This window comes from Spirillospora sp. NPDC052242, from assembly GCF_040679555.1.
In the GTDB taxonomy this organism is placed as follows: domain Bacteria; phylum Actinomycetota; class Actinomycetes; order Streptosporangiales; family Streptosporangiaceae; genus Spirillospora.
This window is the reverse complement of sequence record NZ_JBFAUZ010000009.1, coordinates 32,961-47,754: the sequence shown is the minus strand read 5'-3', so window position 1 is coordinate 47,754 and position 14,794 is coordinate 32,961. Positions and strand designations below refer to the sequence as shown.

The 14,794-nt window shown below is 73.9% G+C and carries 13 protein-coding genes; 10 read left to right on the top strand and 3 right to left on the bottom strand.

The genetic code is table 11. The features are described from left to right. Positions 1-37: 37 nt before the first annotated feature. The gene (locus AB0L25_RS09660; protein WP_500170353.1) at positions 38-640 is read right to left on the bottom strand and encodes a helix-turn-helix domain-containing protein; all 603 of its coding nucleotides are present in this window, start codon (positions 638-640) and stop codon (positions 38-40) included. 103 nt (positions 641-743) lie between these two features. Here AB0L25_RS09660 and AB0L25_RS09655 point away from each other — a divergent pair, with 103 nt between their 5' ends. The 4 genes from AB0L25_RS09655 (at position 744) to AB0L25_RS09640 (ending at position 4,165) form a co-directional block, all read left to right on the top strand. Beyond that, positions 744-1,346, top strand: a complete 603-nt coding sequence (locus tag AB0L25_RS09655) for a hypothetical protein (RefSeq protein ID WP_500170352.1) — start codon at positions 744-746, stop codon at positions 1,344-1,346. 4 nt (positions 1,347-1,350) lie between these two features. Continuing rightward, the gene (locus AB0L25_RS09650) at positions 1,351-1,908 is read left to right on the top strand and encodes an OmpA family protein (protein ID WP_500170351.1); all 558 of its coding nucleotides are present in this window, start codon (positions 1,351-1,353) and stop codon (positions 1,906-1,908) included. 62 nt (positions 1,909-1,970) lie between these two features. Continuing rightward, positions 1,971-2,549 (top strand): hypothetical protein, encoded by a 579-nt coding sequence (locus tag AB0L25_RS09645; protein ID WP_500170349.1) that lies wholly within the window; start codon positions 1,971-1,973, stop codon positions 2,547-2,549. A 32-nt stretch (positions 2,550-2,581) separates the two neighbouring features. Next, positions 2,582-4,165, top strand: a complete 1,584-nt coding sequence (locus tag AB0L25_RS09640) for an OmpA family protein (protein WP_500170348.1) — start codon at positions 2,582-2,584, stop codon at positions 4,163-4,165. Between the two features lies 1 nt (position 4,166). Here the strand turns inward: AB0L25_RS09640 and AB0L25_RS09635 are convergent, their stop codons facing one another. Next, on the bottom strand, positions 4,167-5,027 hold the full coding sequence (locus AB0L25_RS09635) for a serine/threonine-protein kinase (protein ID WP_500170346.1): 861 nt from the start codon (positions 5,025-5,027) through the stop codon (positions 4,167-4,169). A gap of 215 nt (positions 5,028-5,242) precedes the next feature. On the opposite strand from AB0L25_RS09635, the gene AB0L25_RS09630 reads away from it, so the two are divergent. Continuing rightward, on the top strand, positions 5,243-7,060 hold the full coding sequence (locus AB0L25_RS09630; protein ID WP_500170345.1) for an LCP family protein: 1,818 nt from the start codon (positions 5,243-5,245) through the stop codon (positions 7,058-7,060). 3 nt (positions 7,061-7,063) lie between these two features. On the opposite strand, the gene AB0L25_RS09625 is transcribed toward AB0L25_RS09630, so the two are convergent. Beyond that, positions 7,064-7,678, bottom strand: a complete 615-nt coding sequence (locus AB0L25_RS09625; RefSeq protein ID WP_500170343.1) for a prepilin peptidase — start codon at positions 7,676-7,678, stop codon at positions 7,064-7,066. Between the two features lie 337 nt (positions 7,679-8,015). Here AB0L25_RS09625 and AB0L25_RS09620 point away from each other — a divergent pair, with 337 nt between their 5' ends. From AB0L25_RS09620 to AB0L25_RS09600, 5 genes are read left to right on the top strand one after another with little or no spacing between them, the layout of a single operon-like run. After that, on the top strand, positions 8,016-8,594 hold the full coding sequence (locus AB0L25_RS09620) for a DUF4282 domain-containing protein (RefSeq protein WP_500170342.1): 579 nt from the start codon (positions 8,016-8,018) through the stop codon (positions 8,592-8,594). Positions 8,595-8,605: 11 nt separating this feature from the next. Then, positions 8,606-10,969 carry a protein kinase domain-containing protein gene (locus AB0L25_RS09615; protein WP_500170340.1) on the top strand — a complete coding sequence of 788 codons (2,364 nt, stop codon included), beginning with the start codon at positions 8,606-8,608 and terminating at the stop codon, positions 10,967-10,969. Beyond that, positions 10,966-12,093, top strand: a complete 1,128-nt coding sequence (locus AB0L25_RS09610) for a response regulator receiver protein (RefSeq protein ID WP_500170338.1) — start codon at positions 10,966-10,968, stop codon at positions 12,091-12,093. The genes AB0L25_RS09615 and AB0L25_RS09610 overlap by 4 nt, the downstream gene beginning before the upstream one ends. Before the next feature lie 50 nt (positions 12,094-12,143). Continuing rightward, positions 12,144-14,060: an AAA family ATPase gene (locus AB0L25_RS09605; protein WP_500170336.1), complete on the top strand. Its 1,917-nt coding sequence runs from the start codon at positions 12,144-12,146 to the stop codon at positions 14,058-14,060. Beyond that, positions 14,057-14,788, top strand: coding sequence for a 4Fe-4S single cluster domain-containing protein (locus AB0L25_RS09600; protein ID WP_500170335.1), 732 nt, complete (start codon positions 14,057-14,059; stop codon positions 14,786-14,788). Before AB0L25_RS09605 ends, AB0L25_RS09600 begins: the two co-directional genes overlap by 4 nt. The last annotated feature ends 6 nt before the right edge of the window (positions 14,789-14,794 follow it).

Genomic DNA, 14,794 nt, shown 5'->3' with positions numbered 1-14,794 from the left:
GCTCATCCGCGGGCGGCCGGAACGTTCCCATTTCGTGCTAGAGGAGCCCCGCCCGCAGCACCGTCCGGGCGAAGTGCGCCTCGGCCTCGCTCGTCCGGCCCGTCCCGTACACCCGGAGCGCCTCGGCGAGGTCGGGGTAGCGGTCGGCGAGCAGCGCGGCGGCCGCCTCGATCTCGCCGGCCGACGCGACCTCCCGCAGCAGCGCCTGGACGTCCCGCGCGCCCGCCTCGGCCCGCGTGCGCCCGCGTCCGTCCGGCGTGGGGTCGGGGGCGGGGGCGTCCTCGGCGGCGCGGGGGCCGGCCGGCACGCGGAGCCCGGAGGTGGTCGGCGCGGACTCGGCGCGGATCTCCGCCAGCCGGTCCTTGATCCGGGCGGCCGGGAGGTCGGCGAAGCCGGGGTCGGCGGCCAGTTCCTCGACGGCCGTCAGGCGGTGCAGCACGGCCGGGTTGCTGATCTTCGCGCGCTGGCCCGACATGAGCTGCGACAGCATCGGCGCGGACAGGCCGAGCACGCCCGCCAGGCCCGACTGCGACAGCCCGAGCCGGTCGAGGAGCCGGCGCACCCGCTCCCCCAGCGGCTCGCCGTACCACTCGGCCTGCAGGGCCCGGTTCCGGACGACGGTGTCCTCGGCGGCGCTCAATGCGAAACCCCCTTGACCGTTCGCAAGTGCAAACATTAGATTCTCGTTCGCACGCCCAACGTCTGTGACGACGTCATGGTTCCACGAAAACCATCGTTTGCACATGCGACGACCAGGAGAGGCGGCCCGTCCCATGCGTCCGTTCCACCGTGCCGCGGCCGCCGCGGCCGCGGTCCTGCTGCCGGCCGGCGGACCGGCCGGCTGCGCGATGCTCGACGACGCGGGTCCGTCCCGCGACTCGGCTTCGGGCGCGTCCGGGACCGCGGTCGAGGGCGGCGCCCCGTCCATCGACACCGCGGGCGACGCGATCGTCAAGGCCACGCTCGGGGCGCCGCCGCAGGCGCCGTCGGCCGAGGTCGAGATCGCCGTCATGGGCCTGCGGGTGCGGGGGAGGCTGGCGACGCTGACCGTCCGGATGACCCCGCGGATCCCGCCCGGCGGGCCGGACGACGCGAGCCCGTACGAGCTGAACGGCGGCGAGGGCATCGATCCCGCGCTGATCGACACGGTCGACCTGAAGCGCTACGTCGTCGTCGAGGACTCGCGCGGCCAGGAGATGGCCACCGACGACATCACCACCGACCTCGACAACGGCAAGGCGGGCGCGCTGCAGTTCACCTTCGCCGCCCCGCCGGAGAACGTGAAGGCCGTCGACCTGCAGTTCGGCGGCTGGCCGATGTTCCGCGACATCCCGGTGGAGAGGTGATCGCATGCGCCGCAGAACCGTGATCGCGGGGGTGCTCGCCGTCACCCTCGTAATCCCGTCGGTCGCCGCGGCCGAACCGGACGTGCCGGACGCCGCGGTCGCCGCGTCCGTCCGGGGCATCGACGCGGCCTCCGCCGTCCGCGACATCGACCTGTCGCGCGCGGTCGTGGACCTGGAGCGCGAGGAGAGCGCCGACGGACGGGTGACCGTGCAGATCTCGTCCGACGTCCTGTTCGAGTTCGACAAGGCGGCGCTCACCGCCGAGGCGCGCCGCCACATCGCCGCGCTCGCCGGCCGCATCCGCGGCGCCGGCGGCACCGTCGAGGTCTCCGGGCACACCGACTCGCGCGGCGAGACCGGGTACAACCGCGAACTGTCCCGGCAGCGCGCCGACGCCGTCAAGGCCGAGCTCGCGCGCCACCTGTCCGGCGCCGGCGTCGAGATCACCGCCGAGGGCCGCGGCGAGACCGATCCCGTCGCGCCCAACGAGAAGAACGGCGAGGACAACCCCGAAGGACGCGCGCAGAACCGGCGCGTCGAGATCACCTTCAGCGAGTCGTGAGCCCGATGACGGTGAACGCCGGAGAGAACGTCCGTCCGCCCACATCGACGAGAGGGAACCCGATGCGCCGCTCACCCCGGACGACGGCACGGACGGCGGCCGTGCTCGCCGCCGCACTGCTCACCGCCTGCGCGACACCTGCGTGCTCGGTGCTGGACGACCCCGAGGCGTCCGGCGCGTCCGAGCGCGGGGCCTCCCGCGGCGCCGTCGGCGGCCGCGCCCCGTCCGCCGGGCGCGGCGCGCCCGTCGCGAAGCAGACCTTCACCAGCCCGCTCACCAAGGGCGCGACCGTCGACATCGCGATCATGGGCCTGTCGGTGTCGGGGAAGCTGGCCGTCCTCGACCTGCAGTTCACCCCGAACCTCCCCGAGGGATCCGCCTCGACCTCGGCGTCCCTCTCACAGCTCCACGGGGTCGAGCCGCCCGTCACGCTGCTCGACGGGACGAACCTCAAGCGGTACGTCGTCGTCCGGGACTCGTCCGACTCGGCGCTGCAGAGCGACCTCACCTACACCAGCAGCGACGACGAGCAGCCCGCGGCGCTCCAGTTCACGTTCGCCGCGCCGCCGGAGAACGTGCGGAAGATCGACGTCCAGGTCGGCTCGTGGCCCGCGTTCCGCGGCGTGCCGATCGACCGGTGACGTCCCGTCCCTGAGGCCCCCTTGGAGGAGCCATGCGCGTGCAAGGAGCCCTCGCCGCCGCCCTCGTCCTGCCCCTGGCCCTGGTCGCGGCGTGCGACGGCGGGGACGGCGGCGGCCCCGCCGCGACGGCGGGCACCGAGAAGACGCCGGCGTACACCGGGCCCATGGTCAAGGAGGCGTGGTCGGCGCTCGGCGGCGGCCGGTCGCGCATCGAGGTCAAGGAGGTCGGCCGCCTGCCGGACCGCTCCCTCCTGCGCTTCTATCTGACCAACCCCGGCAAGGAAGCGACCTTCTTCTCGTTCGGGACGTCCGTGGCGGGCTCCGCGTTCGGCAACCTGCACTTCACCCTGGTCGATCCCGTCGGGCACAAGGCGTACACCCCTCTCTACGACGGCGGCGGCCTGACGGTCGGCAGCGAGACCCGCTGGACGTCCGTCCACCCGGGCGTGCGGTACGAGACGGTGCTGGCGTTCCCGCCGCTGCCCGAATCGGTCCGCCGGATCACGGTGATCAGCCCGACGACGGCCGGGGAGTTCACCGGCGTGCCCGTGGTGACGGGCGGCCCGAAGCTCCCCGCCGCCCCCGCCGTCCCCGACGGGCTCACGGCTCCGGGGGCCGGGACCACGGTGTCGTTCCCGATGCGGAACCCCACCGGGGAGACCTCCGGCGGGACGCACGACCTCTACTCGCTCACCGAGGGCGAGGCGAAGTCGACGACGAGCAGCTCGACCGAGGAGACGATCGGGCTGCGCACCGACGTGCTGTTCGCGTTCGACCAGGCCGCGCTGTCCGCACGGGCGAAGGCCGTCCTGGACGAGGTGGCGCGCGAGACCCGCGCCAAGGCCGACCCGGCGAAACCACCGATCCGCATCACCGGACATACCGACAGCAAGGGCGCGGACGACTACAACGTCGACCTGTCGCGGCGCCGTGCGGACGCCGTCCTGGAGGCGCTGCGGGCACGCCTCGGCCCCGGCTACCGGTACGAGGCGGCCGGGAAGGGCGAAACCGAACCGATCGCGCGGGAGGGCGGCGCGAACGACGCCGAGGCGCGCGGCCGGAACCGCCGCGTCGAGATCTCCTACAAGATCAAGCAGCGGACGGCCGCGACCGCCGCCACGACCTCCCGCGCCCCGCGGGACGAACGCGCCACGGGCGCCGGAGCCCCCGCGCCGTTCCGTCCCCGCGACGGCGCGACGGTCGCGAGCCGCACCGCGTCGTTCGGCGCCGGCGACCGGCGGCGGATCGACGTGAAGCCCTTCTACCGGGACGGCGCCTACCTCGTCGCCGTGTTCGACATCGCCAACCTCGGCCCGGCCGCCGGCCCCGCCTCCACGGCCGACTACCAGGGCGACCACGGCTCCTACGGCAGGTTCGGCGCGTTCTCCGTCCTCGACCCCGCGTCCGGGACCGCCTACCGGGCCGTCCGGATGGGCCCGCAGGACCCGGTGAACGTCAACCTCGCGTTCGTCGACCCCGGCTGGGCCGTCTTCCGCACGGAACCCGGCACGAGCAACCGCGGGTTCGTCTACGTGCCCGCGCCGCCGCCGGACGTCCGGTCCGTCACGTTCGACGCGGGCCCGTTCGGCCGGATCCCGAACGTCCCGATCCGGTGACTCAGGCGCCGGACGGTTCCGGCGGCGGGCCGAGGTGGTCGAAGATCTGCAGCGCCTCGCCGTCCAGCGTGCGCGCCGGCAGCCGCAGCACCAGCCCGCACATGGCGAGGGCGCGGCGCGCCGCGGCCGCGTCCGGCGGGCGCCGCTCCGGGTCGGGATCGCACAGGCACGCGACCACCGACCACAGCCCGGGCGGCGTCCCCGCGGGCGGCTGGCCGACCCGCTGCCGCGGCTCCGGATCGCCCGCGCCCGTCAGCATCCGCCACCCGACCATCCCGGCCGCGTAGAGGTCCTGGCGCGGCCCCGGCCGGTTCCAGTCGAGCACCTCGGGCGCCAGGTAACCCGGGGTGCCGACGGTGAACCCGGTCGTGGTGACCCGCACCCCGTCGTCCTCCAGCGCGATCCCGAAGTCGGCGAGCCGCACGAGCGGCGCGCCCACCGCGCTCGGCTCCAGCAGCAGGTTCGCCGGCTTCACGTCGCGGTGCACCACCCCGGCCGCGTGGATGTGGCTCAGCGCGGCCAGCAACTGGTCCAGCACCTCGGCGGCGTACTCGGGCGGCAGCCGCCCGTAGTCGCCGAGGAGCGTCTGCAGCGACCCGCCGCGCACCAGCTCCATCGCGAGCAGCACGTCGTCGTCGGCCGCACAGGACGCGTACGGCGTCACCACGTGCGGGTGCGCGAGCCGCAGCGCCTGCTCCCGGACGGCCCGCAGCACCGTCGTCGGCCCGCGCCGCCGGACGAGCTTCGCCGCGCAGTACCGTCCCTCCGCGTGGTCGAACGCCCGCCACACGCGGCTCGTCCCGCCCGTCCCGATCCGGTCCAGCATCGTGAACCGGCCGCCGATCACCCACCCCGTGCTCACGCAGCGATCGTACGGAACCCCGCCGTGCGCCTCGATTCGGACGAACTTGTCAACAGATCGCGACATCTGCGCATCTAATAAGGGGAGTCATGCGATCACCCGCGATCCCGCCCAGTTCGTAAACTGACGAGCCGCACCGACCACGCCCCGACAGGGCTTGCCGAGACGGGACCGATGAGCGACACACACCGTTTCACGAACGGCTGCGCCCACCCATGAGCACCGAACCGCCGACGGGCCCCGAACCGCACCACGAGAACCCCGCAGAGGTCTCGAAGGACGAAGCCCCCACCGTCCAAGGCCGTCCGGAGGACGCCGCGGACGAGCCCGAGCGCGAGGTCGGCGAGGACGACGAGCGTGGAGTCGACACGACCGACTCGCAAGACGCCAACGAACGCGAAGACACGGCCGCACGCGAAGGCAACGGGGACAAGCTCGCGGGCGACGCGGACAAAACCGAGCAAGACGCCGACGAACTCGAGGACACGGACGCAAGCGAAGACGACGCGGACGAGCGCGCGGTCGCGAGCGGCGGGACGGGCGGCGGTGAGCCGCGGGACCGTGCCAACGGGGACGGCGGAGACGGCCAGGCGGACGGCGAGGTCGGTTCGGAGTCGGGGGACGGTCCGGACGACGACGCTCGGAAGGTGGTGTCGTTCCCGGATCGGCACGACGCGCGGCGGGCCCGGCGGCGCAAGATCCTGCGCCGCACGGCCATCGGCCTGGTGGCCGCGCTCGTGGCCGGGTCCGGGGGCGCGTACTGGCTGTACCGCGATCTGATGGGCGGCATCGAGCAGAAGGACGTCGGGTCGCAGCTGGGGACGGACCGTCCGCAGAAGCTCAACGAATCGCTCAACATCCTGCTGCTCGGCTCGGACACCCGCGAGGGCGACAACGCCGAGTACGCGGTGCCCGGGATGGCGGGCGCGCGGTCGGACACGACGATCCTGCTGCACCTGTCGCCGAACCGGGACCAGGCCGTCGCGGTGAGCTTCCCGCGCGACTCGATGGTGAAGATCCCCGAGTGCGAGAAGGAGAACGGCGACAAGGTCTCCGCGCGGTTCGGGATGCTGAACAGCGCGTTCTCCTACGCGGGGCCGACGTGCACGTGGAAGACGCTCGAGTCGCTCACGGGCGTCCACATCGACCACTTCGTCCAGATCGACTTCTCCGGGTTCAAGCGGATGGTGGACGCGCTGGGCGGCGTGGAGATCTGCGTCGAGAAGCCCGTGAACGATCCGCGCGCGGAGCTGTACCTGGACGCGGGGAAGCAGACCGTCAAGGGCGAGAAGGCGCTCGGGTACGTCCGGGCCCGCTACTCGCTGGGCAACGGCTCGGACCTCGGCCGGATCGAGCGCCAGCAGAAGTTCATGGCGGCCGTCGTGGACAAGGCGCTCAGCTCCGACGTCCTGACGGACCCGGCCCAGACCTACGACTTCCTCAAGGCGGCCACGGACTCCATCACCACCGACGACGAGTTCGGCCTGTCGGACATGCGCAAGCTCGCGGAGGGCCTGCGCGGTATGAGCGCCGGGCAGGTCCGGTTCGTCACGGTTCCGGTCGAGGGGTACAAGCCCGACCCGAACCGGGTGCAGTGGAACGACGAACTGGCCGACCCGATGTTCGAGGCGATCCGGCACGACGACAAGCTCCCCGCCGCGCCCGCCGCGCCGGTGGACGCGAAGCCCGCGCCGAAGCCGAAGGACGTCGAGGTCACCGTCGTGTCCGCCGGGGCGAAGGACAAGGCCGTCGACAACGTGGTGAAGCAGCTGGAGCGGCGCGGGTTCAAGGTGGCCGACGACGTCCAGGACGCACCGGACGCGCCGGACAGCCGCATCGTCTTCGCGCCGGCCGCCGAGGCGCAGGCGTCCGTCCTCGCACGGGACGCCCCCGACGCGCTGCTCACCCCGGACGGCGCCGCGCCGAAGGACGGCGTGCGGCTCGTGATCGGGACGAAGGGCCTGAAGCTGGCGCCGCCCGCCATCCAGAACATCGGGGAGAAGGCGGAGTCCGGGAAGAAGCTCTGCGAATAGCCGCTAGGCGAGGACCGCGGCGCCGAGCGCCCCGGCCAGCATGTACGGGCCGTATGCGAACTCGCGCCGCAGGCTGCGGCGGACGATCATGATGCCGATGTTCAGCACGCCGCTGAGCAGGTACGTCAGCAGGACGGCCGCGAGCCAGGTCTCCAGCCCGAACCAGCCGAGGCACAGGCCGAGGACCCCGGCGAGCTTGACGTCGCCGAGCCCCAGCCAGGACGGCTTCACGAACGCCGGCACCGCGTACAGCAGGAACAGGCCCGCCATCCCGGCGAGCGCCTGCACGAAGTGGCGCGTCCCGTCCTCGGTGAACGGCGCGGCGGCGGCGAGCAGGGTCGGGACGATCGCGTACGACGGGAGCGTGAAGCCGTCCGGCAGCCGCTTGACGTGCACGTCGACGAACGCCAGCAGCGTCCCGACCAGCGCGATGTAGAGGAGGGCGGGCAGGACGGGTTCGAGCCCGACGGCGAACCCCAGCACGCCGAACACCAGGGCCGTGACCGCGCCGACGGCCGTCCGGTCCCCGGCGGGCACGTCCCCGACGTACGGTTCCGCGAGCGGCGCGAGGAGCCGGCCGGCGACGAACCCCAGCGGAACCAACGCCAACGCGATCATCGACCCTCGCCCCGATCCGCCGAGTGAAGCCCCCGGAACGATAACCGAACGGATCGGACGGGCGAGGCGTGTTCACGCACGCCGCCGCCGACGCGCGCGCCGTCCGACGTTCCGAAACGACGCCCGAACGGCCCCGGGCCTCACCACTCGGTGACAGTACTGACCCGTTGACGCACGAACGTGTCGTCCCGGCGGCCACCCGGTCAGCGCCGACCCGCACCGACCCTGTACGGACGGGCCTGCGGCTTCGCCGGACGGTGCGGGTCGGTCACGGCGCGGGGAGGCGCGCAGGCCTTAGAGTCTCCCTGTAGGCGGCTCAACACTGGAGACGACGGCGATGACGCACCCCTCGGACCCCGGCCAGCCAGCGCGCCCGCCCGCGGGCGGGCAGCCCCCGGGCGGCCCGTACGGTCCGCCGCCCCCGCCGCATCCCCAGCAACAGCAACACCAACAGCCGCAGCAGCATCATCACGGCACCGGCCCGATCCCGGTCCCCAACCCGCGTCCCCCGGCCGCGCCGCCCGGCCAGGGCCAGCCGAACCCGAACCAGACGGGCCCGGGCCCGTACACGACCGGCCCATACCCTCAGGTGCCGCCACCGGGTTGGACTCAACCCCCGCGCAGCAGGGGCCTGCTGGGCTCACTATTCGATCTCGACTTCGACCATATGGTCACCATCAAGTGGATCAAGGCCTTCTACGTGCTCGCGATGGCCTTCATCTCGTTCGGGTGCCTCATCTTCGCGTGGTGGGCGGCGTACTCCATCCAATGGGATCCGACCCTCGGAATGCTGGGCCTCCTCGCGACGCCGTTCCTGTGGCTGTGGCTGATGATCCTCTGCCGGATGGCCCACGAGTTCCTCATCAACCAGTTCAAGATCAGCGAGTACCTGCGGGTCATCAAGGACAAGAGCTAGCCGGGGCTGTCGTGGGCGAGGTCGACGGGACGGACGGGACGGACGAGGCGGCCTGGACGCGGCGGGACGCGGGAACGACGCGGCGCGACGAGGCCCGGGTGCCGGGGCCGCGGGGTGCGGCGGAGACGCGCCGGGACGGGCCCGAGGGGACGGCGGGCGGGTCGCTGATGCGGCTCCCGGCGGAGCTCGCCGCACGGTACGAGGCCGTCGCGGAGCTGCCGGTGCAGGGTGCGGAGTCGGACCTGCTGCTGGTGCGGGACGCGCGGGGCGCCGAGCACGTCGTGAAGATCTTCCGGCGGGGCTACCGGGCGGACCGCGACGTGTGGGCGAAGCTCCCGGAGCTCGGTTCGCCGCACGTGCTGCGGATCCTCGAGACGGGGCACGCGGACGGGCGCGACTACGAGGTGACGGCGTACGCGCCGGGCGGCAACCTGCGGGCGCTGATGGACGGCCCGCTGCCGCCGGACGCGGTCGCGGACGTCGCCGCGCAGCTCGCGGACGGTCTCACGGCGCTGCACCGGGCGGGGATCGTGCATCGCGACCTCAAGCCCGAGAACGTGCTGGTGCTGGGCACGGATCCGCTGCGGCTGGCGATCGCCGACTTCGGCCTCAGCAAGGTGCTGGAGCAGAGCGTGGTGTTCGCCTCGTCGTCGCGGACGCTGGCGTACGCCGCGCCGGAGTCGCTGTCGGGGCAGGTGTCGCCCGCGCGCGACTGGTGGTCGCTCGGCATGATCGTCCGGGAGCTGGCGACGGGGCGGGCGCCGTTCCGGGGGCTGAGCGAGACCGTGGTCGTCGACCATCTCGCGACGCGGCCGGTCGGCGCGGACGATGTCGCGGACCCGCGGCTGCGGCTGCTGTGCCGGGGGCTGCTGGCCCGCGATCCGCGGCGGCGCTGGACGGGCGAGCAGGTCGCGGCGTGGCTGGACGGCGGGTCTCCCCCGGTCGCCGAGGAGGCCGCGGGACCCGAGGCGGGCACCGGGCTCCCGTTCAAGGGCCGCCGGTACGCGCGGCGGGACGAACTGGCGCGCGCGCTGGTCGCGGAGTGGGCGGACGCCGCGCAGTACTTCTTCGGGCGCGGTGAGAACGGCGAGGCGTGGCGGAGCCTGCGCGCCTGGCTCGCCGAGCTGCCCGACGACAGCAGCATCGAGCTGGTCGACGGTCCCCTGACGGCGGACGTCGGCCCGGACGTGAAGCTGCTGCACCTGGTGCGGTGGCTCGATCCGGAGCTGCCCCCGCACTACCTCGGCCGCCGGGTGACCGCCGATGACCTGCGCATGCTGCCCGCGTACGTCGAGAACCCGGGGCCCGAGCACCGGGAGGCGTGCCGGCTCGTGCGGGAGCTGTGGCGGCACGGGTTGCTGCGGGAACTGGCGGGCTTCGCGGGCGGGGCCGACCTGGCCGGGGTGGACGAGCAGTGGCGTGCGCACGCGGCGGCGTGGAACGAGCTGGCGCGGTGGATCCGGGCGCAGGACGCGCCGCCGCCGACGCTGGCGGCGCGCCTGCCCGACGCGGGGGCGGACGACCCGCCGCTCGTGCTCGCGACGCTGCTGGCCCTCGCGGCGCATCCGGCGGACGTCCGCCGGAGGCTCGCGGAGAGCCTGGCGCGGGCCCGCGCCCGGACGGCGGGCGGCGAGCCGGTGCCGTGGTTCGCGTGGCTGGCCGACGGGGCGGGCGACGACCCGCTGCGGACGCTGGCGGTGCTGCTGGCGGCGCCGGAGGCGGTCGTCGAGATCGAGGCGGCGAAACGCGCGCGGCGCGCCGCGGCGGAGCGGTCGGAGGCGCTGCGGACGCAGCGGGACGAGCGCGAGCGTGCGCGCCTCGCGGGGCGCGGCGCCGCCGTCCGGCGGGCCGTCCTCTGGACGCTGCCGCTGCTGGCCCTGTGGCTCGCCGGCTCGTGGATCGTGGGCGCGCTGTTCGGCGGCGGGTCGGACGACGGGGCGAGTTCGGTGGGCGGGTTCCAGCGTTCGTCCGGTGTCCCGTTCGGTTTCCTGGCTGTGCTGTCGGTCGTGGTGTGGGGTGTGCAGTGCGGCGCCGAGGTCGTGCTCGCGCGCGCGCAGGGCGCGGACTACCTCCCGCACGGGCCGTGGGCGATGTTCTCCAAGGCGCTGGGCGCGGGCGGACGCGGGCTGTCGAAGGCTTCGCAGACGGTGTCGGGCGCGGCGCGGCGGACGGGACGGCGGGGCTGCGGGCTCGTGCTGCTGGCCGGGACGGTCCCGCTGCTGCTGATCTTCCTGCTGCTGGCGGCCGTGACGCCGGTCGCGGGGCTGCTGTGGACGCTCGTGCTGATCGTCGCGCCGGTCGCGCACGGCGTCGCGGCGGGCGTCCGGCTGCACCGCTGGCGGCAGGCGCGGGACACGGTGACGGGAGGGGCATGAGCAGCGGAGTCGAGGCCGACATCGCGCTGGACGCGGCGGTCGTGCTGAGCCTGGGGCTGAACCGGGTGCTGGGCCGGGGCGCGGGCCTGGCCGGGCGCGGCGCGGAGGCGCTGGCCGCGCTGGCGGAGGGGCGCGCGGAGGCGCGGGCGGCGGCGCTCGCCGAGGTGGAGACGCAGGAGCGGGCGCTGCGGGAGGTGGTCGAGCGCAACGCGCGCATCGCCGCGCTCGCCGAGACCCGCGACCGGCTCGGCGCGACGCTCGAACTGCCGGCGCCGCTGGCCCTGGACGAGCGTCCCGCGGCGGAGCTGACGGCGTGGTGCGCGGCGACCGACCGGGCCCTGGACGACGCCGAGCGGGCGCTGTCGGACCGGCTGGCCGCCGAGGTCACCGCGCAGATCTTCGCCGCGCCCCCCGAGCCCCTCGCCGGTGACGCCGAGCCGCGGGAGGCCGTCCCGGAGGACGACGCCGCCGAGGTCCGGCGCACGCTCGCCCGGGTGATGGCGCGGCTGCTGCCCGACGCGGGGCCGGCCGAGCGGGAGGCCGTCGCGGAGGCCGCGCGGCTGCTCGCGACCGCCGCGACCGGCGCGGACGCCGAGGCCGTCCTGCAGGAGGTGCGGCTGCGGATCCAGGACGCCAACCGCCGCACCCGGGAGCTGCGGGAGGCGGAGCGGCGGCGGGCGGCGGAGGCGGACGCCGCCGCGCAGGCGGAGGCCGAGCGCCGGTACGTGCTCGACTCGATCACCGCGGCGTTCGAGGACCTCGGGTACGAGGTGGACGGCGGGTTCGAGACGCTCACGGCGTCCGACGGCACGATGGTCCTGACGAAGGGCGCCTGGCCGGACCACAGCGTCCGGATGCGGGTGGACGACGCGCAGGTGCGGGCGTCGATGATGCGGGAGCGGCCCGCGGAGAGCGAGGACGACCGGCGGGTCGACGCCGAGCGGGAGGCCGAGTGGTGCGCGGCGTTCGAGGCGGCGCGGGCCCGGCTGGCGGAGGCCGGGATCCGGTCCGACGTGGGCTGGCGGCTCGACCCGGGGGTCCGCGAACTGCCGGTGGCGGCCGAGTCACGGCACACTAGGGGGCGTGCCGAGCGGCGGGAACGCCGCCGCTCGCACGGCCAGTGACGGCGCGCGGCGCCGAGTGACCGGTACGGAAGCGGAGTGGAGCGGGCCTGATGAGCATTGATTCGCCGACCCTGGGCGGACGGCTGCAGGGCTGGCCGCCGTTCATCCGGGAGCTGGACGCGACGCTGTCGGTGCACTCGCAGTACGTCCTGTCGGGGAACCTCTACGACAGCTTCCTCGCGCCGCCCGCGCAGGTCGGGAGCCCGGCGCGGCTGCTGCCGCTGCGCGACCTGCTGTGGGAGACGCTGCGGGCGAGCGGCGCGTCGTTCATGGCCGTGTACGACCCGGTGGACGGGCTGCAGATCTGCCCGGACGACGGCGACGAGCTGTCGGACGAGGCGAAGCGGGCCGCCGAGCGGCTGATGGGGCGGCTGAAGGCCGACGACAAGCCGTCCCTGGAGGCGCTGACCCGGCACATGGCGGCGGTGGCGCGGCCGCAGGACAACGTCCGCGCCGCGTTCGTGATCGACTCGGCGTCCCGGATCGCGCGGACGCCGACCGACCTGGAGCCCGCCGAGCGCGACTTCTTCCGGTTCTGCGCGAAGCTGTCGCGGACGGCCCGTCCGGTGCGGGTGGTCGGGGCGCGGCCGAAGCCGCTGTACAACCCGGTGGTGTGGCTGGTGGAGCGGCCGGGCGACCTGCCGCCGTGGATGACCGCCGACAACGAGACGATCCGGGAGATCACGATCCCGCGCCCGCACCTGGGCGACCGGCAGGAGACGGCGCGGCTGCTGGCGCGCGCGTTCGGGGTCAGCGACGTCGGCGCGGACCAGGCCGCCGCGGACGCGTGCGACGCGTTCGCCGAGCAGGCCGACGGGCTCACCCTGCAGTCGATGATCGAGGTGACGCGGCTGGCGAAGGAGCGCAACGTCAGCCTGGCGGACCTGCCGGACGCCGTCCGCACCTACAAGCTCGGGGTGCTCGACAACCCGTGGAGCCGCGGGCACCTGCGGCGCCGGGTCCTGGAGGGCGAGAAGCGGGTGCCCGAGCGGGTGATCGGGCAGCCGCAGGCGGTGACGAAGACGCTCGACATCCTCAAGCGCGCGGTGCTGGGCCTGTCGGGGGCGCAGGCGACGCGCTCGGGCAGCCGTCCGCGCGGCGTGCTGTTCTTCGCGGGCCCGACCGGCACCGGCAAGACGGAGCTGGCGAAGGCGGTCACCGAGCTAATCTTCGGGGACGAGTCGGCCTACCTGCGGTTCGACATGAGCGAGTTCTCCGGGGAGGGGTCGGGCGACCGGCTGATCGGGGCACCGCCGGGCTACGTGGGCCACGAGGCGGGCGGCGAGCTGACGAACGCGGTCCGCGAGGACCCGTTCCGGGTGATGCTGTTCGACGAGATCGAGAAGGCGCACCCGCGGATCCTCGACAAGTTCCTGCAGATCCTGGAGGACGGGCGGCTCACCGACGGCCGCGGCAACACCGTCCACTTCTCCGAGTCGATCCTGATCTTCACCTCGAACCTCGGCATGTACGTGCCGGGCCGGGATCTGACGACGCCCGGCGGCGCGGCGTACGCGACGCCCAACCGTGTGCAGAACATCACTCCGGGGATGTCGTACGACGAGGTCGCGCAGCGCATCAAGGCGGCGGTCGCCGAGCACTTCACCGAGGTGCTGAACCGGCCGGAGCTGCTGAACCGGTTCGGCGACAACATCGTCGTGTTCGACTTCATCTCCGCCGACGCCGCGCACCAGATCTTCGACCTGCAGTTCGCGAACATCTGCAAGCGCGTGTCGGAGGAGCACCGGCTCGCCCTGACGATGGAGGACGACGCGCTGGAGACGCTGCGGGGCTGGTGCACCGCCGAGCTCGACAACGGCGGGCGCGGCATCGGGATGGCGCTGGAGTCCTACTTCGTCAACCCGCTGGCGCGCGCGCTGTTCGACCGCGAGCTCGTCCCCGACGAGCCCATCACCGTGTCCGGGATACGCCGAGAGGGCAGTATCGTGCATCTGGACCTCCTGTGACGGGCGGCGGCGCCTCGCATTCGCTGCTGCTCGCCAAGGCGCACCATCCGGTGACCGCGCTCGGCCCCGGGACCCGCGCCGGCATCTGGACGCAGGGCTGCACGCTGCACTGCCCCGGATGCCTGTCCCGGGACACCTGGAACGCCGATCCGGGCAGGGCCGTGCCGGTCGAGACGATCCTCGGCTGGCTGGCCTCGCTGCCCGGACCGGTGGACGGGCTGACGATCTCCGGCGGGGAGCCGTTCCAGCAGCCGGCCGCCCTGGCCGCACTGCTGCGCGGGGTCCGCGCATGGCGGGACGCCCCCACGCGTGAGACGATTAGGTTCGACATATTGGTCTACAGCGGATATGTCTACTCTCGGCTCGCGCGGTCCCGCGAGTCTCGGGAGATCCTGGACATGTGCGACGCCGTGATCACGGGCCCATATGTCGACCGGCTCAACCCGAGGGGGCGACACCCCGAGGGCGGCTCCCTACTCTGGAGGGGGTCGGCCAACCAGCGCGTCGTGCCGCTGTCGCCGCTCGGGCGAGAACGGTACGGGGCACTGGCCGACGACGGGAAGATCGAGGAAGGCGCTGGGCCCAGAGTGCAGGTGTCCGTGGACGAAGGGCCGGAGGGAAGGCGGGTGTACTACATCGGGATCCCGCGAAGGGGCGACATGGAGCACCTCACGTCGAGGCTCGAACGCGCCGGCGTACGCTCGGGGGAAGTGTCATGGCGAGCTTGAACTGTC

Excerpts from the sequence above, each read along its gene's own strand:
- AB0L25_RS09630 (WP_500170345.1), top strand. The coding sequence starts at position 5,243 with ATGAGCACCGAACCGCCGACGGGCCCCGAACCGCACCACGAGAACCCC.
- AB0L25_RS09655 (WP_500170352.1), top strand. The coding sequence starts at position 744 with ATGCGACGACCAGGAGAGGCGGCCCGTCCCATGCGTCCGTTCCACCGT.
- AB0L25_RS09610 (WP_500170338.1), top strand. The coding sequence starts at position 10,966 with ATGAGCAGCGGAGTCGAGGCCGACATCGCGCTGGACGCGGCGGTCGTG.
- AB0L25_RS09620 (WP_500170342.1), top strand. The coding sequence starts at position 8,016 with ATGACGCACCCCTCGGACCCCGGCCAGCCAGCGCGCCCGCCCGCGGGC.
- AB0L25_RS09640 (WP_500170348.1), top strand. The coding sequence starts at position 2,582 with ATGCGCGTGCAAGGAGCCCTCGCCGCCGCCCTCGTCCTGCCCCTGGCC.
- AB0L25_RS09625 (WP_500170343.1), bottom strand. The coding sequence starts at position 7,678 with ATGATCGCGTTGGCGTTGGTTCCGCTGGGGTTCGTCGCCGGCCGGCTC.
- AB0L25_RS09650 (WP_500170351.1), top strand. The coding sequence starts at position 1,351 with ATGCGCCGCAGAACCGTGATCGCGGGGGTGCTCGCCGTCACCCTCGTA.
- AB0L25_RS09605 (WP_500170336.1), top strand. The coding sequence starts at position 12,144 with ATGAGCATTGATTCGCCGACCCTGGGCGGACGGCTGCAGGGCTGGCCG.
- AB0L25_RS09645 (WP_500170349.1), top strand. The coding sequence starts at position 1,971 with ATGCGCCGCTCACCCCGGACGACGGCACGGACGGCGGCCGTGCTCGCC.